This window comes from Rossellomorea aquimaris TF-12, from assembly GCF_001648555.1.
In the GTDB taxonomy this organism is placed as follows: domain Bacteria; phylum Bacillota; class Bacilli; order Bacillales; family Bacillaceae_B; genus Rossellomorea; species Rossellomorea aquimaris.
The window spans coordinates 74235-97606 of record NZ_LQXM01000021.1; the positions used below are offsets into that span (position 1 = coordinate 74235).

The following is a 23372-nucleotide window of genomic DNA, read 5'->3' on the forward strand; positions in this document are numbered from 1 at the left end:
TTACTCCTCCTTACCTCTTACAATACTTCTCCATTCTATATCCCCTCGAGCTAAGCCTTTCACCAATACTTCAGCAGTTCCCATATTCGTAGCCAAAGGTACTGAGTATACATCACAGAGTCTAATAAGTGCCGTAACATCAGGTTCATGAGGCTGAGCTGTTAATGGGTCTCGAAAGAATAAAATTAAATCCATTTTATTATTTGCAATATATGCTCCAATTTCTTGGTCTCCACCTAAAGGACCGGAACGAAAACGATGAATGGACAAGCCCACTTCTTCGCTGATTCGTTTTCCAGTAGTTCCTGTTGCAAATAATGAATGTTTCTCAATAATTGGCTTATAGGCTAATGCAAAGCGAATTAAATCGTCTTTTTTCTTATCGTGAGCAATTAATGCAATATTCATGGCCATCACCCTTTAATCTAAAATATTCTCTAAACCATAAACTAGTGTTTCTAGGTTCATGACCGTTTCGACAGATACCTTAACACCTGACATAAAACTTCCTCTGTTAAAAGAATCATGTCTAATCGTCAATGTTTGACCCTCAGCACCAAACATAACTTGTTGATGAGCAATCAACCCTGGAAGTCTCACACTATGAATGTGCATTCCGTCTATATTTGCTCCTCTTGCCCCTTCATGGGTTTCTTTTTCACTTGGATGTCCTTGCTGCTTCTCTGTACGAACTTCTTTTATCATTTCTGCTGTTTTTACTGCTGTCCCCGATGGTGCATCTAATTTTTGGTCATGATGAAGCTCAATGATTTCTACATCATTAAAATACTTGGCAGCCATTTGTGAGAATTTCATCATGAGAACAGCACCAATTGCAAAGTTAGGTGCAATAATGCAACCTAAGTTTTTTGACTGTGCCAACTCTCTTAACTCTTGTAGTTCATCATGTGAAAACCCTGTTGTTCCAACAACGGGTCTCACACCATATTCTAAAGAAGTTTTCGTATGTAAATATCCAACCTCAGGGGTGGTTAAGTCAATTAAAACGTCTGGAGCTTTGTCTTTAAAACATTGTTCAATATCAGTATAGACAGGAACATCCATATTCACATCGTTTTTATGATCAATTACACTGATTAATGAGAAATGATCTGTTTCTTTTACTAGTTGTACTGCTTCTCTTCCCATTCTGCCTCTTGGTCCTGCGATCGTTACAGTGATTTTCTTCATTTTATTCTCCTCTTTCTATTCTAGTCCATCGATCTTTATCTCTAGTATTAAATTTATTCATCACTCGATTATGGGCTTCTTCTAAGCTTATATCTAAAGAATTCGCTAAGCAAATCACTACAAACAAAACATCACCTAGCTCTTCCTCTATCGTTTTCTCTTTTTCTGTACTTTTTTTAGGTTTTTCCCCATAGTAATGGTTCACTTCTCTTGCAAGTTCACCTAACTCTTCCGTTAATCTTGCCATCATCGCCAGTGGGCTAAAATAGCCTTCTTTAAATTGTCCTATGTATTGATCGACTTCAGCCTGCAATTGCTTCATTGTTTTATCATTATTCATAAGAAGTCACACTCCATCATTATCTTCTATCATGTTAGCTAAATCTATCCACTTTTACAAATATTACGTTCAATCCTACGAGGTATTCTTCACCTTAGATTGCTAGTTTCCCTTTCTTCTTATATAATGTCTCTGACAACAAGGTAATTCAACAAAAAGGAGGGGTTAAAAGATGGTAGAATTAAGATTAAAAAATATATTTTTCATTCTACTGGGTTCAGCCATTTTTGCTTTCGGTTTAGTACATTTTAATATTCAAAATGAACTAGCTGAAGGTGGATTTACAGGTATTACATTAATTCTTTATTTCCTTTTTCATATTGATCCTTCCTATTCAAATCTTGTCCTAAATATTCCTTTATTTATCATCGGATGGAAGTTACTTGGAAAAAGAGCATTTTATTATACTATCATAGGTACAGTTGGTCTATCAGTGTTTCTGTGGATTTTCCAGCGATATCAGATGCAAATAAATCTCGAAGGTGATCTTTTTCTTGCAGCTTTATTCGCTGGCGTGTTTATCGGCATTGGGCTCGGAATTATTTTCAGGTTTGGCGGGACAACTGGTGGAGTCGATATACTTGCTCGACTGGCTCACAAATACATAGGTTGGAGCATGGGAAAAACCATGTTCATGTTTGATGCAATCGTCATTACTGCCTCCCTAATAACATACCTTCAATATCGCGAAGCCATGTATACTTTGGTTGCAGTGTTTGTAGGTGCAAGAGTCATTGATTTCATGCAGGAAGGTGCTTATTCTGCAAGAGGAGCCATGATCATCTCTGAATATCATGAAGATATTGCTCAGAGAATCAATGAAAAAATGGACCGTGGCGTCACTGTATTAAGAGGACACGGATCCTTTACTAAACAAAATCGTGAAGTTCTGTATTGTGTAGTGGGGAAAAATGAGATTGTACGCCTAAAAAACATCATCACTTCAGTTGACCCACATGCATTCGTTTCTGTCACTGTTGTCCACGATGTATTAGGTGAAGGATTCACACTAGACGCAAACAAAAAACCATTGCACGACTAGAAAAGCGGTACCGACCGGTAAGATTTGGTCAGCATAAAAAAAGCTAGACTACTTATTGTAGTCTAGCTTTTTTGTTTAATTCATTAATCGTCACCATTCATACCAGTAAAGATTAATACTAATCGTAGTAATTCAATTACTGCAACGGCTGCAGCAGCTACATACGTCATCGCTGCGGCATTTAACACTTTGCGAGCATGTCTTTCTTCTTCGTTACGAATCAATCCCAGTGATACAATTTGATTCATCGCTCTTGAAGAAGCATTAAACTCAACAGGGAGGGTAATTAACTGGAATACGACTCCAGCTGCCATTAAAATTATACCTAATAGGAACATACCCGTTAATTGAGTAAACATTCCAATCAATAAGAAAACCCACGACATATTTGAACCAATATTCGCTACGGGAACTAATGCGTGACGGAATCGAAGAAAGGCATAACTCTCAGCATCTTGGATTGCGTGTCCGACTTCGTGGGCAGCAACCGCTGCTCCTGCTACTGAGTGTCCGTGATAGTTGTCAGGTGACAGAGCAACCGTTTTTGTTATTGGATTATAGTGGTCACTTAGAAATCCTCTTCCTTCTACTACCTTAACATTGTGTAAACCGTTTTCGTCTAATATTCTTCTAGCCATTTCTCTTCCAGTCATACCGGATGTGGTGGCAACTTTCGAGTATTTCTTAAAGGTACTCTTTACACGCATTTGAGCTCCAATAGGAATAAGAGCAATGAGTAAAAAGTAAATTAAAAATCCTGCCATTATCACAATAACCTCCAGATGTTTAGATACCTAAATTTTATAGTGATATAAATGTTCTGTCAATTTTTTTGACGTTCGGACTTCTTCGCTTCACTTTCTCCTTTATACTTTCTCCAACCTACATAAGATAATGTAGATACAATGATACTTCCAGTGGATATGATCACCCACCAAAGAGATGGATCAGCTTCATCCTCTGTCATATTATTAAACAGCTTCTCCAAATCAGTTTCTAAGGAAGATAGTTCTGCCATAGCTTCCGTGCTTTCTAAAACTTTTTGACGATAATGATCCAAGTAAGAAATTCTGGCATCTAACGCTTGAGCTCTTTCCACAGGAACGTCAAGTTTTATACTTGGCTCAATTATATTATATTTTGATAAAAACACATTTAGTGTTGTATGGTATTTTTCTACATTCCCTTCTTCAACAGCCAGCTTTACGCCACTATAAGCTTCCATTAAAGGATCTTCCATCTCCACCCACAATGGTTGGTATTGACTATACAAAGCATCCATGACGAGACGAAACTTCGTTACTGCATTCACCTTCTGCTCTAGATCACCAGTCGAGTTATTGATACTCTCTAAGGCAAGATTGTGTGAGATCGTAAGAATCCTAAGTTCATCCATTGAAAAGGATTGTTGTGCGTTTACGGTAGTAAATTCATTGGAAAAATCGTTTAAAAGCATTTTAGCTTCTTCAAATCTACCTGCTTTCGTCATTTGTAATGTTAATTCAGCCATTTCATCAAGCTTGTTTAATGGAGACGACGACTCTGCTGCAAATAATGGTTGAGGCATTAAGAATAATAAAAAAAATATTATTGTTACAAAAAAGCGTACTAATTTCATACTTGTCCCCCCTAAAACTACTAATAAAGTTTATGAGTAGTTGGACAAGAGTAGACCAAAATTATTTACTACGATAATGAAATTTGCTTTCTAGTCGTTTTTTGAGTATAAAAGTATGCGATTGCAATTGATATAAGACTGAGCCAAAAGGTAAAGTATCCTATATTCTGTATGTACTCATATAGCCTGGAGTAAACTGGAAACTGCATATAAACATAGTCAATAATGTCATTATGGATTGTCCAAACAGCCCCCACTACTAGATGCCACATCTTAACCTTGTAATAAGAGGAATATAATATTCCTTGTACAGCCATAGCACCATGAGACACCATTAACATATACCCTTCCCACGGGAGATCACCCGATACCCATAATGTTAACAAATTCATGACAACGGCCCAAACTCCATATTTAAATAAAGTGATAATAGCCAAAACTTCAAAAATAGGCCAATTCCGGTTCAATAGAAAGGCAATTAATACAAAGCAAAAAAATAGACTAGCAGTTGGGCTGTCAGGAACAAAGATTAAAAATTGTGAAGGAGTATTTCTTAGTTGAGGAAGATACCAGATATACCCGTAAATAGTACCGAGCAAATTCACGAAAAGTAAGAGCCATAAAAATGGTTTATATTTTAAAACAGGAAAAACCCAGTGCATTTTTCTAATCCTCTCTAAAAAGAATATAAATACATTTTTTGTAGAAAAAAAGAGCCAACTTTAGCCGGCTCTTTTTTAACTGTTATTCTGCTTTTAAACCAGAGATAAATTCAGCTAGTTTATCTAACTCTTCATCTGTCCCTTTGAATAAACCAGAAGGCATACCTGGTGGTTTACCATTTTTAGCAATATCTTTAATTGCATCTGGTTCTAACCCAGTTCCAACTAATGATGGAGCTGCAGCTCCCCCTGTCATGTTTTCACCGTGACAAGTAATACAGCTATTCTTTTCATCTGAATAGATTTTATATCCTTCAGATTCTTTATCAATTTCTGCTTCAGCAACAATTTTCCCTTGTTCTTTAGCTGCTTCCCAGTCATGAGTCGCAACAGATTCCCAAGTCAGGAAGTATGTAGCTGCAAGTGCAAGTAACATAAATCCTGTTGCAAATGGACGTTTAGTAGGACGACGTTCAGGTCCTCTATCAATAAATGGAGCCAGAAGAAGTGCTCCAAAAGCAATTCCAGGAATGATAAATGCTCCAATAACGTTGTAAGGTCCAGATGCATATGTGTACTTAAGTAATTGGTATAAGAATAAGAAATACCAGTCAGGCAATGGAATATATCCAGTATCTGTTGGATCGGCGATACGCTCTAACGGAGACGGATGTGCAACCGTTAAGCATAAATAACCGATTAGGAAAACAGCTCCAACTAACCACTCTTTTAATAAGAAGTTTGGCCAGAAGGCTTCTGTTTTACCAGGGAACTCCGAATAATCCTTAGGTATATTCGGCTTTCTGTCTGCCGGAACTCGTGAGTCCCCTACAAACTTCATCCCTTTTCCTCGATGCATAGTGTCCCCCTCCTTTTAATTAGGTTAAATTCAATCGTATCTTATAGTGGTCCAGAAATACCTTGCTTACGGATCATCAAGAAGTGAGCTCCCATTAATCCAAGTAATGCAGCAGGTAAGAAGAATACATGAATAGCGAAGAAACGAGTTAATGTTTGTGCACCAACGATTGTAGCATCTCCAGCTAACAACATCTTCACTTGATCTCCAATAAATGGAGTCGCACCCGCAATTTCAAGACCTACCTTCGTTGCGAATAACGCTTTCATATCCCATGGTAATAGATAACCAGTGAAACCAAGCCCTAACATAACGAAGAAAATAAGTACTCCTACAACCCAGTTTAATTCACGAGGTTTTTTGTATGCACCTTGGAAGAATACACGTAGTGTATGTAAAAACATCATTACGATAACTAAACTAGCCCCCCAGTGATGCATCCCACGGACAATTTGTCCAAATGCTACTTCATTTTGTAAATAATACACAGATTCCCAAGCGTTTTTAATATCTGGAACATAGTACATTGTCAAGAACATACCAGATAAAATTTGAATAACGGTTACGAAGAAAGTTAAACCACCAAAACAGTAGACAAACGCTGAGAAATGATGCGCCGGGTTTACATGTTCAGGTACTTCGTGATCCGCTATGTCGCGCCACAAAGGCGTAATGTCTAAACGCTCGTCAACCCAATCATAGATCTTGTTCAGCACAGATTACGCCCCCTTACTTAACATATTTATTTGGTTCAGGTTGTCCAAGGTATAAAATACCATCTTTTTCTTTTGTTGGATAAGTATCCAACGGTGCTGTCGGTGGAGTTCCCGGTATGTTTTTACCGTTTTTCTTATACAATCCACCATGACAAGGGCAATAGAACTTATCTGGGTTATTTTTGTCTCCCGCCCAGTTTACTGTACATCCAAGATGTTTACATACTGGTGAAAGCGCAACAATGTTCCCTTCTTCATTCTTGTATACCCAAGCAGTTTGTGTTACTTCTGATGTGTACCACGCATCTTTTTGTTCATAAGAAAAATCGACACGAACTGGTTCATTTTTTAGTTCAGAGATTTTTTGCTTAGTTGCTTTAAAATCTCCAGCTGCTTCCGTTTTCAAAACTGGATCGACAGCGAATCGAACCATTGGCATTAGCATTCCTGCTGCCATGAAACCGCCTACACCCGTAAGTGTATAGTTAAGGAATTGACGTCTGGATACACGATGTTTGCTCATCCTTTTCCCCCCTCTATCGTAAGGTAAGTCCATCGGACATATTTCGCACAAATATAAAACTAGGACATAACTATGATATATTAAACTTTAATCAAGGTCAATAACTCTATAATCTAAATGATGGACACAATGTGAAGTTTTTATGAATTTTTTTGCCATTTTTGAACAATCACATTTAAAAGCTGTTTTACCTGGTCTTCCATGATTGAATGCTTATAGTTTTCGTCCAAGTGTTCCAATGGAATTGAAGGTACCCAAATCAAGCTTTCTTCAAGTTGGTTCTCTACCTTTTTCCACTCACTATCTGCTGTTAGAAAGAAGGTATGTTTTACACCACTTTCTTTCAATTCTTTCTCCCATCTAGATAATTCTTCAACCTCTGATTCTCTAGATACTGACATCAAATAAGAATATGGAGGTACAATCATCATTCTTCCTTTGAATTGTCTTTCAAGGTGAAAGGTTAGTAAGGAAATAAATTCAGACTGTGCACCTGAAATTCTAATATTGTTTCCAAAGTCAATAGGGACAACTGGTATTACGGCTGTATCTATGTAAGCTTTTTCTGATTCAAAAACCTCTATGTCTTTAACATTCCAATTCATTTAAAACCCTCACTTTGTTATTCTAGCATTCCTTTCCATCCATCTTATCACTTTCCTGCTTAGGATTAAAAGTTATATTCCTTAATTTGTAGTATACCCCTGTCCTAATTTTGTATGTTGACGTATGTTTTTTAAATAAATTCTCGGTACCTACGATTGAACAATAAATCATGGTTTTTGTTATGGGTCAATTGGATAATTGGGAATCGTATCATGCGACACCCAATTGCAGGCTACCCAGGAGATCAAAGTATAACTAGGTCTCAAGAATAAAAGAATTCAAAAAAAAGCGAAGAGACTTTTTTATCTCTTCACTTGAATTTATTTTAAACTATTCAATTGTTTGGTTAATTTTTTAAAGGTTTTTTTATCACCCGAATCAAGGGCATCATCAATAGCTTTCAAAATACGGTCTTTCTGAAATGTTTGTAGACTTTGTCGTAAAAATTGCTCAGCCACAATTCTGTCTTTTTCATTTATTAACAGATATTTCGGCATAAACGGATTTTCTTCAAGAACTGCTGCAAATTGATAACTTGAATTCGCTTTACTAAAATTTAATTGAATGTAGATATCTTCATCTTTATTTAATCGAATATCATGGAATGATTTCTCTGCATCCGTTGTCATAATATTTTCTTTATAAAAACGAAACGGTACATCCTCAACACAATGAGTCGACATGACTAAGCCTCTTGGACAGTATTGGGACTCTTCAACAAAATGAACCTTTTTCATCAATTGATCATGGCTCATCAAGTAATTTAATATCCAGACACATTCTCTTCTCTTTAACTGATATCGGTTTAAAAACCAGCGTATAAATTCTTTCTTCTCGTTGACAGATACAGGGGTGGTCATGGTTTTCCCTCCTCTGCGAAATCCTATTTGATTTAACTTTATTCCAATGACAAACCCATTAGATTGAATAATTATTTACTATCCTTTTCGCTCAAACAAAAAATCGATTAGTCTTGTAATCTTTCAATTAGCTCTTGCCATTCATCATTTGAAGGATCCATTTTAATGAGATGTTTATAAACTTCGATCGCTTCACCTCTAAGTCCTTCCTCTACTAAAAATTGACCGTATTCTATTAAAAACTGTTGCTGATTCTTAAAGTAATTATATGCAATACGGTATTGTTTTAATGCATAATTATATTCTTCAAGACCCTCATAAGCTTTTGCCAGGTCCCAATTCACTTGAGGTTCCTCTTCCCCTTCAACAGTAAGCATCTGAGCAATTTCTAACACATCTTCGTATCGATCTTGCGTAAAAAATAATTTATTAATAAGTAAGGCCGCCTCAACATATCCTGGATCTAGAGCTAAAGCCTCCCTTAGAAACTTCTCTGCTTCCTCTTCTAAACCAAGCTTTAAAGAAATTTTCCCTCCAAAGAGGTTCAATTCCTTGTTAAACTCGTCCTGTTTTACCCCTTCTTGAATAGTTTCAAGGCTTTCTTGTAATTGTTCATCATGCTCATAAGATTTTGCTAACAGCAAATAAACTGAGTGATATTCTGGATCCAGCTCTTTAACAGAAACAAATTTTTCAATTGCCTTTTCATAAAACCCTGCTTGAAAAGCAGTAAATGCATAGCCAAAAAGGGTATTAATTTCTAAGTTTTTTTCGAGAGCTTTTTCATAATGTGTTAACGCCTCTTCAAAGGCTCCCCCTACACTATATGCTTCTGCGAGTCTTTGATGGACATTTGTCCCACCTAATTCAGTTATTCCGTTTTTAATTAGGGTGTCATAATGTCTGATAGCTTCTAAAAACCTGCCCGTTTCCGCATATAATTCACCTAAACCAAAATCAATAACGGGTTCTTCTGGTAAGATTTTTTTGGCTTGTATCAATTTTTGTTCGCTAACTTCAAATAACCCTTGCATTTGATACAAGTCGGCTAATAGTAATAAAGCTCTGGGGTAAGTAGGGTCATCTTCCTCTATGAGAGCAAGATTGTTAATCGCTTCTTCCTCTTGATCCATTTCTACTAATACTTCTGCCACTTCAACCAACAACTCCCCTTCGCCAGGATAGTATTGAAGTAGGTTTTCATATAATTCTTTTGCTTCTTCAAGAAAGCCAAGTTGATGTAATTCTTCAGCTAAACTGAATTTATCTTCATGGGATCCAAACTTTAATACCTGTTCATATTGCTTTTTTGCTTCTTCTAAGTTCCCTTCTTCTAAAGAAGTGATCATTTGTTCACCGTATGACATATACAATTCCTTTCTTTCCTTCGCATAATATTAAATAAAATATCCAGGAGTATGGATGATTATTTCTTCCCCGACTCCAGGATAAAAATATCCTTGATTGAATGAATAAAAACATTTTCCTTTATTCATGGTACATTTTAGCACATGATCTTCATATTTAAACGTAGAGTGCTCTTCATTAGATGAGTTTTCTTTCCTCATATAGAGGTTATAACTTATTTCTCCACCTACGATAAAATTTCCTCTATGAGGATATATCCCAATTTTTTTCAATTGTTCCATAGGAAGTGGAGTCTTTTGTTGGATTTCATCCGAAAAATGTTGAATCCTCTCGTTTTTCATCATTTTTTGCCATATTTTAAGATGCTTCATTTTTAGTTTTTTGTCTATATTTGTCGTAAAAAAGGGGACAAAAGTAATGGGGTAATTATACAAAAGTCCTTTAATCCATCCCCATTTTATTTTTTTCAATTGTTCTATGTTATCTAATGCTACCCAGATAATTGGTATTTTATGATCTTTACAAAGTTTTACCGTGTTTTGAGTGATAAGGTCAGCTGGTACAGAAATACCTAATGTGTAATCAAGGGGACTATTTAGCAAAGAGGTTCGTTTTTCTTTAAGCTTCTCAAGAAACTGGTATTCATATTGAAGTGAAAAAGAGGTGAGAATGGTTGTACAACCTTTTGAAATAAACTCATTTATAAAATAATTTTTTAAGGACGAAAACTCTTGCTTAAGAGGTAACTCCAAATCACACATTACATGAACAGGAGTCATAATAAATGGGTCTACTCTCATTTTCATAAAAGCATAATAGGTAAAGCTGTCCTTCATAGCAGAGATCTTATTGTTTTCAATTAAAATAGATGATTGTACAATTTTAGAATCTTTAACCAAATTTGCTTTATCTATCACAAACGCATTCACTTTAATCACCTTCCTTTATAGACAAGCTATGAAGGAAGGACAGTATAAATGACTGGAAATCATTAAAACGGGAGGTGAATACACCTCCCGTTTTAATGATAATGTATTACTTGCTAATTAAAAGCTGTTCAAGATCTTTAAAGAACTGAGGATATGAGATGTTTATTGCTTCGGCATTTTCTAAATACACATCTGTTTTTGTAATTAAAGATGCAATAGCGAGTGTCATACCAATTCGATGATCTCCCCATGAATGAACATTACCTCCGTTTAAGGAAGTTTTCCCTTCAATGATCATTCCGTCGTCGGTCGCTCTAATGGAAGCACCCAGTTTTTTTAATTCAGCTACGATAGCATCAATCCGGTTTGTTTCTTTCACCTTTAATTCCTCTGCGTTTTTAATGGTTGTTGTTCCAATTGCTTGAGTGGCAAGTAGAGCAATAACCGGAATTTCATCGATTAGCGAAGGAATAAGGTCACCTGCAATTTCAATTCCTTTTAACTCAGAGGTCACTATGTGAATGTCACCTATTGGTTCACCTTGTTTCGAATGTTCCAATACTTCAATCGTTGCTCCCATTTTCTCCAAAACTTCAATGATCCCTATTCTTGTTTCATTTAATCCTACGTTTTTAAGAATTACATTGCTGCCTGGTACGATGGCTGCTGCAACCATAAAAAATGCTGCCGAAGAAATATCTCCAGGAACAAACACTTCCGTTCCCTTTAGACTTTGACCGCCTAATACTTTTATCGTCTTCTCTTCTCTCTCAACACTTCCACCAAACTCAACGATCATTTTCTCTGTATGGTTTCTTGTTTTTTGAGGCTCAATAATTTCTGTACGCCCCTCAGCCTGTAATCCCGCTAAAACAATGGCAGATTTCACCTGTGCACTCGCTATTGGAAGCTCGTACTGTATTCCTTTTAGACTTCCCCCACGTATAGTTAACGGAGTAAAGTCCCCTCCATTACGTCCGTCGATATGAGTTCCAAATAGCTTTAAAGGATCCGTCACTCTTTTCATAGGACGACGGGCTATGGATTCATCTCCAATCAGAACCGAATGAAAGGGTCTGCCTGCTAAAATACCCATGATCAAACGCGTTGTTGTTCCGGAATTCCCCACATCAAGTATTTCCTTCGGCTCTATTAGACCACTCCAGCCTTTCCCGTTAATAATAACTTCATCTTCCATTAGAGAAATGTCGACCCCCAACTTTCGAAAACATGAAATTGTACTTAGACAATCTTCCCCCATTAGGAAATTATGTATCGTTGTCTTTCCTTCTGCAATGGAACCGAACATCACTGCACGGTGGGAAATCGATTTATCACCAGGGACATGTAATTCGCCATTGAGCCCGTTTTTAGGCTTTGCTAATCTTCTATCTGCCATCCTTTTCACCCTCTACCCTAAGAATAATTCATAATTTGTATTTGTCTTCAAGCACTCTATCGCTTGTTCTCTATCCTCAAATGTTTGAAAACTAATGACAAGAACTCCATATAGATCTTCTCTTGTTTCTAAAATTCTAATATTGGTCAAGCTTATTTTTTCTTGCGCAAGGTAAGCAGTAACTTCCGAAATAACACCAGGATAATCAGGAACATCAACAAATAAATCATAAAAAGACGGAATCGCACCTTTAGATAATATAGGAAGGTCATCTCGAAAACGCTTTGCTTCACTAAAATATTCAAATATTTTATGTGTATTGTTGTCTTCGATCATTGAAATTACTTTTTCCATTTCAACTTTCCATTGCCCTAAAATGTTTAATAGGACAGAGCGATTTTGGATTGTGATGTCTTTCCACATGGTTGGATTTGAGGATGCAATTCGTGTAATATCACGAAATCCTCCAGCTGCAAGCCTTCGAATATACGGGTGTTCTTCGGAAGACTCCTTAGCTTGATGTACAAGAGAAGCTGCTATGATATGTGGGAAGTGACTGATGGTTCCTGTTATTTCATCATGCTCTCGTGGATCTACCAATATGAATTTAGCCTTTGTTCCCTTTAACCAATTCATAAGAGCATTAACGTTTTCTTCGCTTGCGTTATTACTAGGTGTTAATAAATAAAATGCATTCTCAAAAAGAATTTGTTTACTAGCTGTCACTCCACTCTTATGAGAACCGGCCATAGGATGCCCACCAATAAAAAATAGACCCTTTTCGGTTAAAATGCTGGATGCATTCATGATTTGTTCCTTTGTGCTTCCTGTGTCTGTAATGATTGCATCTTTTTTAAGAGTAAACCCTTGAAGCTGTTTTACTATATTTTCCGTTTGAAAAACGGGTGTTGAAATAATGATAAGATCAGCTTGTTCTGCTGCATGCTGTAATGAGATGGACATTTCATCAATAACACCCATTGTTTTCGCTAACCTTAATTCTTTATGATTGATGTCATGCCCGATGATTTTCGAGTTTGGGTGTTCACCTTTTATACAAAGAGCTAATGATCCTCCTATTAACCCCATGCCGACTACTAAAACAGTTCCTTCCATTTTCCTCCACCTCGTGTAGTTTGAAAAAAGTCGGAAAGGGTTCACGACGTGATTCCCTTCCGACTACTTCCTAAGTCATTTTGTTTTTTTTAACTCTTTAAGAAACTCTTTCATTTTTTCTATTACTTCCTCGTTTTGTTCTTGGGATCCCACAGTTACTCTAACAGAGTTCGGATATCCTAGAGCCTGTCCAGACCTTACAATAAAACCTTTACTCATTAGAAATGTAAATACCTCATCACCATTAACACCAAAGTCAATGAGTATAAAATTTGCTTGTGATGGAATGTAGTGCAATTGATTCTCTTCACAAAAACGATAGTACTGATTAAGCCCCTCTCGATTCTGCTCACTACATTCTTTGATAAATGCTTGATCTTCAATAGCCGACGCAGCAGCACCTTGACCTAAAGAATTATTATTAAATGGTTCGCGTATAGGCTCAAGCTTACTTATTACTTCATGGCTTCCGATTCCATATCCTACCCTGAAGCCTGCTAGACCATAGGCCTTTGAAAAAGTTCTAGTAATTAGTAGTTGAGGATAAGACTTTAGTAATTCTAATGAATCATAATAATCTTCAGCCACGACATATTCAAAATAGGCTTCATCTAATACAACCAACACGTGAGGAGGAACAGAATTAAGGAATGAAACTAACTCATTGTGTCGAATATATTCACCAGTTGGATTGTTCGGAGAGCAGAGCCATACAACCGATGTAGAGTCATCTATCTCTTTCAGCATTCTGCCTAACTGATGTTTTCCTTTTAAGTCAAGTGGTACTTCTCTAACTTCTGCCCCTTCTACAATTGCGTTATGTTTATATTGTGGAAATGTCGGTGTTGCCATTACTGTATTATTACCACTATCCAGTAGAGCCCTAGCGATCATTTCTATTACTTCATCGGAACCATTTCCGAATATTAATTGAGTTGGTTCAACTGAAAGATGCTCCGCTACTTTTAATCGTAAATCCTTAGCATATCCATCAGGATAGATTGCTTGAGATAAAGCTGTTTCTTGTAAGTACTTTTGTACATTTGCTGAACACCCAAAGGGATTTTCATTTGAAGCTAGCTTCACCACTTTCTCAAGCTTATAAAGCTTTTGTACATCCTCCATAGTTTTTCCGGGTTGATATGCTTTAAGAGATTCGATCTGGGGTTTCCACTTCATCATAAAACTTCCTTTCAATCATCTTTCATAAGAAGGTTATTTAACACAATGGAAAAATGTTACTCTTCTTTTAAGTCAGGCCTTAGGCTAATGGCCCTTTTCATATAAATATGTTGAATTTCCCGTTGGGGTGTTGACGTATTATAATGAATCATAATTCTAATACAACGAGATAAACCATTAGGTACATCGAGCTCTTGCATACACATTACAGGAACATACTTCCATTCATCAAATTTCCGTAATGCCTTAGCAGGAAAAGAACTGGTTAAATCATTCGTAGCCGAGATAAATACAGAAGCTACTTCCTCTGCTTTGATTTTATTATGTAAAATCATTTCTTTAAGAAGCTCATTAGTTGAATGGAGAATTTCTTTTTCACTATCCACATCTACTGTGGTTGCACCACGAATTCCCCTAATCATTCTACTCACACTCCTTTTTTATTCCTTGCACTTGCAACTCTATTCTTCTCAGAGCCTTTAAGATTATGTTATTTGTCTAATAAATCCATCCGCCTTAATCAGATCTTCCTTCGAAACCTTGACCATCTCAGGTTCACCAATACTTCTCAATAAGACAAATACAGGCACCCCGTCTTGAGACTTCTTATCATGCTGCATTCCTTGGTAGAGAACCTCAAAAGAGATTGAATCTGGAACTTTTAAATCATAACCAATCGACTTGATCCAAGTAATAAAGGTGCTCAGATTAAAGGATAGATTATAATAGATCTTACTTAAGTATAAAGCATAAATCATTCCGATCATGACTGATTCACCATGAGTCCTATTTCCATAGCCACTTGAGCTTTCAACAGCATGTCCGTACGTATGGCCAAAGTTCAAAAAGGCACGAATATTTGATTCTCTTTCATCCTTGGATACAATATCTCCTTTCACCTCTATGCCCTTAACTAAACAGTCAATAAGAAATTTCTTGTCTAGATTATTCACAGAATGAAACGAGCTCATGATCTCTTCTAAAAATGATGAACTTGATAGAAAAGCGTGTTTAATCACCTCTGCAAAGCCAGATAAAACTTCTTTTTCCGGAAGGGTTTTAAAATAATTCAAATCAAAAAACACACCTTCAGGCTGATAAAACTGGCCCACCATATTTTTCCCTAAAGGGTGATTGATCGCTACTTTTCCTCCAACAGCACTATCATGAGCCAATATTGTGGTTGGTACTCCAATAAAGGGTATCCCTCTCATGTACGTGGATGCTACGAATCCAGCAAGGTCACCAATCGCTCCTCCTCCAAACGCTAATACAAGTGAGTGACGATCTACTTTATGTTCTAAGCCATGGGTAATTGCCTCTTCATAAACACGAAAGCTTTTGGCGTATTCACCTTTAGGAGCTTTGTAAATGGTCAATTTAAAAAAATCTTTTAAAGTTACTGCAAGAGAGGTTCCATGAAGTGTAAACACTTCTTCATCTGCAATAATCCACACGTTGGATACTTTCGGAAAACGTTTCTTAATGAACATCACGATTTCATTCGTCATTTCTTCCCCAATCTTCACAGGGTAAGTCTTGGAAGGAGTTTGAATGGTCACCTGTTTCATATCATTAAAACTCCTTTGAGTCTTGACGTTGAATATCAATTGCTTCCTTTAGTTTTTCAAATTGATCGCTATGAAATTGCTCCACCAAAGCCGATGCAAGTTCCCAAGCAACCACAGCTTCTGCTACAACACTAGCTGAAGGAACAGCGCAGCTATCAGATCTTTCAATACTCGCTTTAAAAGGCTCCTTCGTTTCGATATCAACGCTCTGTAAAGGTTTATAAAGGGTTGGGATAGGCTTCATGACTCCTTTGACATGGATTGGCATTCCAGTCGTCATTCCACCTTCGAAGCCGCCTAATCGATTCGTCTTGCGGAAGTAGCCTTCCTCTTCACTCCACGCTATTTCGTCATGAACTTCACTTCCAGGTTTTCGAGCCATTTCAAACCCCAGACCAAATTCGACACCCTTAAAAGCATTTATACTCATCACTGCCATGGCAATCTTTGCATCAAGCTTACGGTCATAGTGAACATAACTGCCAACACCAGGAGGCATCCCCTCGACAATAACTTCTACTACTCCTCCAATAGAATCTCCATTCGACTTTGCTTCATCTATTAAGTTCATCATACGCTGAGCCGCATCTTCATCAAGACACCGAACGGGAGATTCTTCTGTATTCTTTTTCAGCTGGTCAACAGAATCATATTGTACTTTCTCTGCTTTAATACCACCGATTTCTAGCACATGTCCAACGACATCAATTCCAAGAAGCTTTAATAATTTCTTTGCCACTGCACCTGCTGCTACCCTTACGGTTGTTTCTCTTGCAGAAGACCTTTCCAAAACATTTCTAAGGTCCCTATGTCCGTATTTCATTCCACCAACCAAGTCAGCATGACCTGGTCTCGGCCTAGAGATTTTTCTCTTTACCTCTTCTGCTTCACCCAGTTCTAAAGGTTCAATTCCCATTACCTTTGTCCAATGAGTCCAATCCTTATTCTCTACAACCAATCCAAGTGGAGAGCCTAGAGTATATCCATGTCTGACCCCGCCTACGATTTGGGCACGGTCTTTTTCTATTTGCATTCTTCGGCCACGGCCATAACCTTTCTGTCTTCTTGCTAAATCTTCATTTATATCCTCAGACTCTAATGGCATTCCCGCCGGTAAGCCTTCAATAATTGTCGTTAATTGTAGTCCATGTGATTCACCTGATGTTAAGTATCTCATTTACTTTCCCCCTTCAACTCGTTAAAGAATTATGTATCAATATAACATAGAAATTACATTTTTTCATAGTACCTGAATTTAAAAATTTTGAAGATACTAACTCTTTTTTCGGATTTTAAAAAAATGCTGTTCATACACCTTTTTAACTAATGACTGTTTTCGTAAAGATTGTTGCTATTTTAGATGAGAAAGTGATGGTTGATTGCAGCGAAAATCAGCTTTCTAACCATTAGTTACTAAATATAGACTAATATAAATACCTTTCAAGTGAAGAAACCTGCATTTTTCAATTGTGGAGTGATCGATTTTATCTTGTATAGTAGAATTACTTTTGCTTTTTGTTTTTATTTAGCTCTGTCACTTTTATCCTTATAGATGGTGGACAGAATTTTCAAAAGACAGGTTATTGAACAACAATCTTTGCGGGAACAGCCAAACTAAAAAAACGATGGGTAGCAAAGTGTATTTGCGATTGACCCCCATCGTTTTTAGACATTATATTTTTTTATAAAAAAACGTATCTTCTGTTTCAAACCCATATTGACCCGGATTAAAGATTTGCTCTGTACTCCCTACAAAAAACACTCCATCTTTTTTTAAAGAAGAATTAAATTTTTTATAAAGCAAATCCTTTGCCTCTTCAGTAAAATAAATCAATACATTCCGGCAAACAATCAAGTCGAAGTTATCTTCAAACCGATCAGCTAATAAATTTTGATTTTTAAAGGTAACAGTTCTTTTCACTTCTTCTGTCACCCTAAATAATGAACCTTCTTGAGAGAAAAATTTTTCTTTCATATCAATTGGTACTTCATTTAAGGAGCGTTCAGGGTAAACACCATTTTTCGCTCGCTGAATTGCATTTCTATCAATATCCGTTGCAAGAATTGAAATTTGAGACGAAGGTATGTATTTCGATAACATCATGGCTAAGGTATAAGGTTCTTCACCTGTTGAGCAAGCAGCACTCCAAACTTTAAGGGTTCTGTTTCCTTTTAAAAGCCTAGGTAGTATTTTCTCTTCTAAAACCTGCCACCTCTTATAATTTCTATAAAACTCAGAAACATTAATTGTCATCCGATCTAGAAACCCTTCCATCTCTTCAGCATCTTGGTTAATAAACTTAAGAAATTCTTGAAAACTCCCGTAGCCTTTCTTTTCATATAAAGCTGTTAGTCTTCGCTTCATTTGTGCCTCTTTGTATAGAGACAAATCAATTCCTGTTTTTCTTTTTATTCCATCAATAAAATCCAGATAATCCTTTGACATGGTATCCACTCTCTCTGCATATGAAACGGTTTATATGTTTATATTGAATATATCGAACAAAGGCTGAAATTGTTAAATGAAAATTAGTTTATTATACAAAAAAGACAAGTCGATTTTGTCGACTTGCCTTCTTTTTCATATTATAAGGATGGATTAGTAAATCCACTCATTCATTAATTTAGAATATTCAACAAGCTCTTCTTCTTTGAAGAATAAGCCAATTTCTCTAACAGCGCTTTCAGAAGAATCCGAACCGTGAATAATATTTTTCCCTACTGTTAAACCAAAGTCCCCACGGATTGTCCCAGTAGCAGCGTCCTTAGGATTTGTTGCTCCCATCATTCCACGTGCTGTTGAGATAACATTTTCACCTTGCCAAACCATTGCAAATACAGGACCAGAAGTAATAAAGTCAACTAGTTCTCCAAAGAATGGTCTCTCTTTGTGCTCACCATAATGCTCTTCTGCAAGCTCAGTAGAAATACTCATAAGCTTAGCTCCAACTAATTGAAAGCCCTTTTTTTCAAAACGTGATACAACATCACCGATTAACCCTCTTTGTACTCCGTCTGGCTTTACCATTAAAAAAGTCTTTTCCATCTTCCCCACTCCTAATTATGTATGTATAGTCTGTCCGAGGACGTCCCACGAAAAATAGTAACACTGATTAGGGATTTTGGCAACGTTTCCATTTTAAATTTTCTTAATATTTTCTTTTTCCAATAAAGTTTGCAATATTCTTTAACGTTTTCTTCACACGGTTATAAGGAAGAGCATCCAAGTCTTTCAATGCCCGATCTAAATAAAGCTTACTAATACGGTGAGAACGTTCTATTGCATCTGAAGCAACAATAGCAGATATAATGGATTTCATTTCGTCTGAAGAAGTATGTTCTGTGACCCTTTCAATTTTCTTCTTTAATTCCGAATCCTCCATAGCATAAAGAATCGGAAGGGTTATGTTCCCTTGCCACAAGTCACTTCCAGCAGGCTTACCCAGCTCTTCTTCGCTTGCTGTGAGATCCAATATATCATCGGTAATCTGAAAGCTCATTCCAACATTATAGCCGAATCTAAATAATCGTTTATGTACTTCTTCAGTGGCCCCAGCAGCAATGGCACCAAGCTGACAGCTAACAGCAATAAGTAAAGCCGTTTTGCGCTTAATTCTTAACAGATAGTCACGTAAATTTTGATCAAAACGATACTTATCTTTAATTTGTGCAATTTCACCCTTACAAACCTCTACAATCGTTTGGGACAAAATTTGATGGGCTTCAGGTGCTTTAACAATTGTCATATACTCAAGAGCTCTTGCAAATATATAATCACCTGTATACATAGCAATCCGGTTATCCCACTGGGCTTTAATTGTTGGTTTCCCTCTTCTTAACTCAGCATCATCAATTACATCATCATGAACAAGGGATGCCATATGAATGAGCTCGAGTGCAACAGCAACATTTTTCACACTATTGATATCATATTGTCCAAATTTTGCTGAAAGCAGGACAAACACAGGACGAATTCTTTTTCCCCCTGCTTGCAGAAGATGAAGGGACGCCTCTTGAAGAAGTTGGGATTCAGATTCGATTGCAACTTCCAGTTCCTTTTCAATTTCATCTATATCCGTCTTCAGAAACGAATACATTCTGTTTAGCTTCATAGTTTTTCCACCTAGTTTACTAATTTACGATTTACTTGCTTTTTTATAACCTGCATGCATGGCAGCGACCCCACCACTGTATGGTTTCACATGTATATCCTTGAAGCCTGCTTCTTCAAACATGTTGGCTAATTCTTTCATACCTGGGAAGTCTCTTGCTGACTCTTGTAGCCAAGAATACTCTGAGAAGCTCTTAGCGAACACTCTTCCAAATATAGGCATAACAAAGCGGAAATACATATAGTAAAGCTGTCTGAAACCAACCATTGTTGGCTGAGAAGTTTCAAGACAAACAGCCATACCGCCAGGTTTTAATACCCGGTTCATTTCTTTTAAGACATGCAGATAGTCCGGAACATTACGTAAACCGAATCCGATCGTTACATAATCAAACGTATTATCCTCAAAGGGTAACTCCATGGCATTCCCATGAATGAGCTCAATATTATTCAAGGGGGATTCTTTTACTTTCTCTTTTCCGATAGAAAGCATATTTTGGCTGAAATCCAAGCCAAACACTTTGCCAGTGTCCCCAACTTCCTCACCAATGGCCAGAGTCCAATCAGCAGTCCCACAACAAACATCTAATGCATCAGATCCTTGGCGGACATCCATATACTTCATTGTCTCTTTTCGCCATTTCTTATGCTGTTGGAAGCTAATGACCGAGTTCATTTTATCATAATTAGAATATATTTTTTCAAAAACACCGTGTACTCTTTGTTCTTTTGACTCGTTCATTCTTTTACCCTTCTTCCGCATATAGTTTCGTCAATGGTTGTAGATTAGCATATGGCAGTAACTCCACTATAAACTTTTTAAAATATGGTGAAAGTGGTTCTTTATTTTCCAAATGTGAATGGATGGTCTTTTTTGTTTTTTCAATTAACTCATCAATGGTCGTTTCTAAGAGTTGGTACTCCTCGTTCGTATTCGTTAAGGGGGTAGATTGACTCTTGGATGAATGCAGCATTAACGACGATAAAGCTTTTAAAAAGGTAGTATCTTGATTCCTTTGTAAGCCATCTCGCTCTTGAACAAGCTTTTTATAAAGGAGTGCTTGCTCTACAACCTCAACCCAATTGTCCTCATGAAAAAAGGAAAAAAAGTTAGAGACGATTGCTGACTCTCTTGTTTTTAAACTAAACAATAATTCATCAAGATTCTTATATTCTTCTTTATATATAGATATTTTGCTTTCATTAATTTCTTTAATGGCTCTAGCCAGTGTAGAAATGAGGTCAACATCATCTGTATCTGCAAGAATTTTATAATAAAGACTACTAAAGTACACTCCGGCAAGAACAGTGAGTTGTCTTTCTTTTAATGAATCATGTTGAGATAGTGTAACCTTCTCATGGGTATCAAGGGCTATCTGCAATAACATAGCAGTAGAAATCCACTGTACAATTTCTTTATTGAAGGTCCGTCCCTCATTCATAAATGGAAGGAGTAAAAAAAATATACGATCACGGTCGATGGTCGGTTGATCGATATACTCCTTTAAGTACGAGTGGTGTAGCTGCTCATCTATGTATTGATGAATGATATTCGCTTGATGGTTACAATCAATGAATTTCATACCCTTTTATCCCCATTTCTACTATGTATCAGTCTAAAAATTTCAGCATTAGATATTATACCATAAAAAGTGCTTTTATAGGGAATCAGTCTTTCCCTGGGTCTTTACATCTTGTTCTGACGATATGGGAGGAACGACCATCTACGAAGATTGATTTAGAGGAGGTATTACCGGGTCTCTCTTGTCATCTGAATTGATAACAAAGGGGACGACTAGGAAGAATCATCTTCATTGTCTACCCCTCATCCTGTAATCATTTCTTGTTTTCGCTTTCAACCTCACCGTAACTAGTCATGATTGTCGCTTTACCTCTTACTTTGATGGCAGAAGTATGATCAGTAAATTGCGCAATCATCACTTCCCCTTTATCAAGCTTTTCAGAGTGATGGAATCGTGTGTCTGTACCTCTCGTTAATCCGATTACGTTCACACCATCTTCAGTCGCTTTTATGACCACATATTCATTTGAATTCATCTTCGATCACTCCTACTTTCTTAATTCTTTATGAAAGAAAGAACTTCGTTTCGAGCTTGAGAGTCCTCTTTAAATGTTCCTCTTACGGAAGTTGTTATCGTACTTGACCCTGGCTTCTTCACGCCTCTCATGGTCATGCACATATGTTCAGCTTCCACTACTACCATCACACCATAAGGTTCCAATGTCTCCATGATAGAATCAGCAACTGTTGAAGTAATTCTTTCTTGAAGCTGCGGTCTTTTCGCAACAGACTCTACTGCTCTTGCAAGTTTACTTAGACCTGTAACCCTTCCGTTACGTGGAATATATGCTACGTGTGCCTTTCCGTAAAAAGGAACGAGATGATGCTCACACATGGAGTAAAAAGGAATATCCTTTACAAGTACCAACTCTTCATGATCTTCACTAAATATAGTTTCAAAGTATTCTTTCGGATCATGATCCAACCCTGAAAATACCTCTGCATACATTTTCGCAACTCGTTTTGGAGTATCTAATAAACCTTCTCTATTAGGATTTTCTCCAATTGCCTCTAAAATTAACCGAACTGCTTCCTCTAATTGGGCATGATTGACTTCTGCCATTATGTTGTCCTCCTAAAATAACTTAAAGAAATAGTAACATTGTTAATATTAGCATAAGCCTATAAAGTCATCAAAGACTAGTGCTTTAGAAGTTTAGAAAATATAAAGATCCGATAAAAATCACAAATTTTTTACATAAAATAAAGCTGGCTCAACCATACTATAAAAAAGAAAAAAAGGCCGCATCTTCATGCGACCTTTCTTACGCTCATCAAAGTATGTAATTATTTTACAGCTTCTTTAAGCGCTTTACCTGGTTTGAAAGCAGGTACTTTGCTAGCTGAGATTTCGATTTCTTCTCCAGTTTGTGGGTTGCGACCTTTACGGGCTGCACGCTCACGTACTTCAAAGTTACCGAATCCAATTAATTGTACTTTATCACCGTTTGCAAGTGAGTTTTGAATTGTATCAAAAACAGCGTCAACCGCTTTTGTAGCGTCCTTCTTAGATAACTCAGCAGCTTCTGCAACAGCATTAATTAGTTCTGTCTTGTTCATGCCATTCACCTCCTCCCAAGGAAATGTCTCAGTCATGATTCATTTACTTTATTATCATTAGTAAACAACTTTAGCGGATTCTATACATTATGTAAAGAAAAATCGCTTGAAAACGTTGTTGAATCAATAATCAACAA

28 protein-coding genes are annotated in these 23372 nt (G+C 36.9%); 1 reads left to right on the forward strand and 27 read right to left on the reverse strand.

Annotation, left to right across the window (positions count from 1 at the left end):
- From mgsA to IQI_RS03980, 3 genes are read right to left on the reverse strand one after another with little or no spacing between them, the layout of a single operon-like run.
- Positions 1-408: a methylglyoxal synthase gene (gene mgsA / locus IQI_RS03970; protein ID WP_064091046.1), complete on the reverse strand. Its 408-nt coding sequence runs from the start codon at positions 406-408 to the stop codon at positions 1-3.
- A 12-nt stretch (positions 409-420) separates the two neighbouring features.
- A complete protein-coding gene (dapB, locus tag IQI_RS03975; protein WP_064091045.1) occupies positions 421-1191 on the reverse strand; it encodes a 4-hydroxy-tetrahydrodipicolinate reductase in 771 nt (256 codons plus the stop codon).
- Between the two features lies 1 nt (position 1192).
- Positions 1193-1531: a nucleotide pyrophosphohydrolase gene (locus IQI_RS03980; protein WP_064091044.1), complete on the reverse strand. Its 339-nt coding sequence runs from the start codon at positions 1529-1531 to the stop codon at positions 1193-1195.
- Positions 1532-1703: 172 nt separating this feature from the next.
- On the opposite strand from IQI_RS03980, the gene IQI_RS03985 reads away from it, so the two are divergent.
- Positions 1704-2573 (forward strand): YitT family protein, encoded by an 870-nt coding sequence (locus tag IQI_RS03985; protein ID WP_064091043.1) that lies wholly within the window; start codon positions 1704-1706, stop codon positions 2571-2573.
- A gap of 83 nt (positions 2574-2656) precedes the next feature.
- Here the strand turns inward: IQI_RS03985 and IQI_RS03990 are convergent, their stop codons facing one another.
- The 24 genes from IQI_RS03990 to IQI_RS04105 all read right to left on the reverse strand — a co-directional run bounded on the left by IQI_RS03990 (position 2657) and on the right by IQI_RS04105 (position 23235).
- On the reverse strand, positions 2657-3337 hold the full coding sequence (locus IQI_RS03990) for a zinc metallopeptidase (RefSeq protein WP_064091042.1): 681 nt from the start codon (positions 3335-3337) through the stop codon (positions 2657-2659).
- A 59-nt stretch (positions 3338-3396) separates the two neighbouring features.
- Complete coding sequence (gene ypjB / locus IQI_RS03995; protein ID WP_064091041.1) at positions 3397-4191, reverse strand: sporulation protein YpjB; 795 nt, start codon at positions 4189-4191, stop codon at positions 3397-3399.
- Positions 4192-4259: 68 nt separating this feature from the next.
- A complete protein-coding gene (gene lhaT / locus IQI_RS04000) occupies positions 4260-4853 on the reverse strand; it encodes a lipoprotein heptaprenylglyceryl N-acetyltransferase LhaT (RefSeq protein ID WP_064091431.1) in 594 nt (197 codons plus the stop codon).
- Positions 4854-4935: 82 nt separating this feature from the next.
- Positions 4936-5712 (reverse strand): menaquinol-cytochrome c reductase cytochrome b/c subunit, encoded by a 777-nt coding sequence (locus IQI_RS04005; RefSeq protein ID WP_064091040.1) that lies wholly within the window; start codon positions 5710-5712, stop codon positions 4936-4938.
- A gap of 41 nt (positions 5713-5753) precedes the next feature.
- Complete coding sequence (qcrB, locus tag IQI_RS04010) at positions 5754-6428, reverse strand: menaquinol-cytochrome c reductase cytochrome b subunit (RefSeq protein WP_064091039.1); 675 nt, start codon at positions 6426-6428, stop codon at positions 5754-5756.
- Between the two features lie 13 nt (positions 6429-6441).
- Positions 6442-6951 (reverse strand): QcrA and Rieske domain-containing protein, encoded by a 510-nt coding sequence (locus tag IQI_RS04015; protein ID WP_064091038.1) that lies wholly within the window; start codon positions 6949-6951, stop codon positions 6442-6444.
- A 140-nt stretch (positions 6952-7091) separates the two neighbouring features.
- Positions 7092-7556, reverse strand: a complete 465-nt coding sequence (locus tag IQI_RS04020; protein WP_064091037.1) for a YpiF family protein — start codon at positions 7554-7556, stop codon at positions 7092-7094.
- A 321-nt stretch (positions 7557-7877) separates the two neighbouring features.
- A complete protein-coding gene (locus IQI_RS04025) occupies positions 7878-8417 on the reverse strand; it encodes a ReoY family proteolytic degradation factor (RefSeq protein WP_064091432.1) in 540 nt (179 codons plus the stop codon).
- A 107-nt stretch (positions 8418-8524) separates the two neighbouring features.
- The gene (locus IQI_RS04030; protein ID WP_064091035.1) at positions 8525-9784 is read right to left on the reverse strand and encodes a tetratricopeptide repeat protein; all 1260 of its coding nucleotides are present in this window, start codon (positions 9782-9784) and stop codon (positions 8525-8527) included.
- A gap of 30 nt (positions 9785-9814) precedes the next feature.
- Entirely contained in the window at positions 9815-10714 is a 900-nt protein-coding gene (locus IQI_RS04035) for a hypothetical protein (RefSeq protein ID WP_064091034.1), read from the reverse strand.
- A 106-nt stretch (positions 10715-10820) separates the two neighbouring features.
- On the reverse strand, positions 10821-12113 hold the full coding sequence (aroA, locus tag IQI_RS04040; protein ID WP_064091033.1) for a 3-phosphoshikimate 1-carboxyvinyltransferase: 1293 nt from the start codon (positions 12111-12113) through the stop codon (positions 10821-10823).
- Positions 12114-12125: 12 nt separating this feature from the next.
- Positions 12126-13229: a prephenate dehydrogenase gene (locus IQI_RS04045; protein WP_064091032.1), complete on the reverse strand. Its 1104-nt coding sequence runs from the start codon at positions 13227-13229 to the stop codon at positions 12126-12128.
- A 75-nt stretch (positions 13230-13304) separates the two neighbouring features.
- Positions 13305-14408, reverse strand: a complete 1104-nt coding sequence (hisC, locus tag IQI_RS04050) for a histidinol-phosphate transaminase (RefSeq protein WP_064091031.1) — start codon at positions 14406-14408, stop codon at positions 13305-13307.
- A 59-nt stretch (positions 14409-14467) separates the two neighbouring features.
- Positions 14468-14833 carry a chorismate mutase gene (gene aroH / locus IQI_RS04055; RefSeq protein WP_064091030.1) on the reverse strand — a complete coding sequence of 122 codons (366 nt, stop codon included), beginning with the start codon at positions 14831-14833 and terminating at the stop codon, positions 14468-14470.
- A 63-nt stretch (positions 14834-14896) separates the two neighbouring features.
- Positions 14897-15982 (reverse strand): 3-dehydroquinate synthase, encoded by a 1086-nt coding sequence (gene aroB, locus IQI_RS04060; protein WP_064091029.1) that lies wholly within the window; start codon positions 15980-15982, stop codon positions 14897-14899.
- 4 nt (positions 15983-15986) lie between these two features.
- Entirely contained in the window at positions 15987-17159 is a 1173-nt protein-coding gene (aroC, locus tag IQI_RS04065) for a chorismate synthase (RefSeq protein WP_064091028.1), read from the reverse strand.
- A gap of 495 nt (positions 17160-17654) precedes the next feature.
- On the reverse strand, positions 17655-18428 hold the full coding sequence (locus IQI_RS04070) for a CheR family methyltransferase (protein WP_064091027.1): 774 nt from the start codon (positions 18426-18428) through the stop codon (positions 17655-17657).
- 153 nt (positions 18429-18581) lie between these two features.
- Positions 18582-19028, reverse strand: a complete 447-nt coding sequence (gene ndk / locus IQI_RS04075) for a nucleoside-diphosphate kinase (RefSeq protein ID WP_064091026.1) — start codon at positions 19026-19028, stop codon at positions 18582-18584.
- A gap of 103 nt (positions 19029-19131) precedes the next feature.
- The gene (gene hepT / locus IQI_RS04080; protein WP_064091025.1) at positions 19132-20094 is read right to left on the reverse strand and encodes a heptaprenyl diphosphate synthase component II; all 963 of its coding nucleotides are present in this window, start codon (positions 20092-20094) and stop codon (positions 19132-19134) included.
- 24 nt (positions 20095-20118) lie between these two features.
- On the reverse strand, positions 20119-20835 hold the full coding sequence (locus IQI_RS04085; RefSeq protein ID WP_064091024.1) for a demethylmenaquinone methyltransferase: 717 nt from the start codon (positions 20833-20835) through the stop codon (positions 20119-20121).
- A 4-nt stretch (positions 20836-20839) separates the two neighbouring features.
- On the reverse strand, positions 20840-21676 hold the full coding sequence (locus IQI_RS04090) for a heptaprenyl diphosphate synthase component 1 (protein ID WP_064091023.1): 837 nt from the start codon (positions 21674-21676) through the stop codon (positions 20840-20842).
- A gap of 253 nt (positions 21677-21929) precedes the next feature.
- On the reverse strand, positions 21930-22151 hold the full coding sequence (mtrB, locus tag IQI_RS04095) for a trp RNA-binding attenuation protein MtrB (protein ID WP_064091022.1): 222 nt from the start codon (positions 22149-22151) through the stop codon (positions 21930-21932).
- A 20-nt stretch (positions 22152-22171) separates the two neighbouring features.
- The gene (gene folE, locus IQI_RS04100) at positions 22172-22738 is read right to left on the reverse strand and encodes a GTP cyclohydrolase I FolE (protein ID WP_064091021.1); all 567 of its coding nucleotides are present in this window, start codon (positions 22736-22738) and stop codon (positions 22172-22174) included.
- A 224-nt stretch (positions 22739-22962) separates the two neighbouring features.
- The gene (locus IQI_RS04105) at positions 22963-23235 is read right to left on the reverse strand and encodes an HU family DNA-binding protein (RefSeq protein WP_034758336.1); all 273 of its coding nucleotides are present in this window, start codon (positions 23233-23235) and stop codon (positions 22963-22965) included.
- Between the last annotated feature and the right edge of the window lie 137 nt (positions 23236-23372).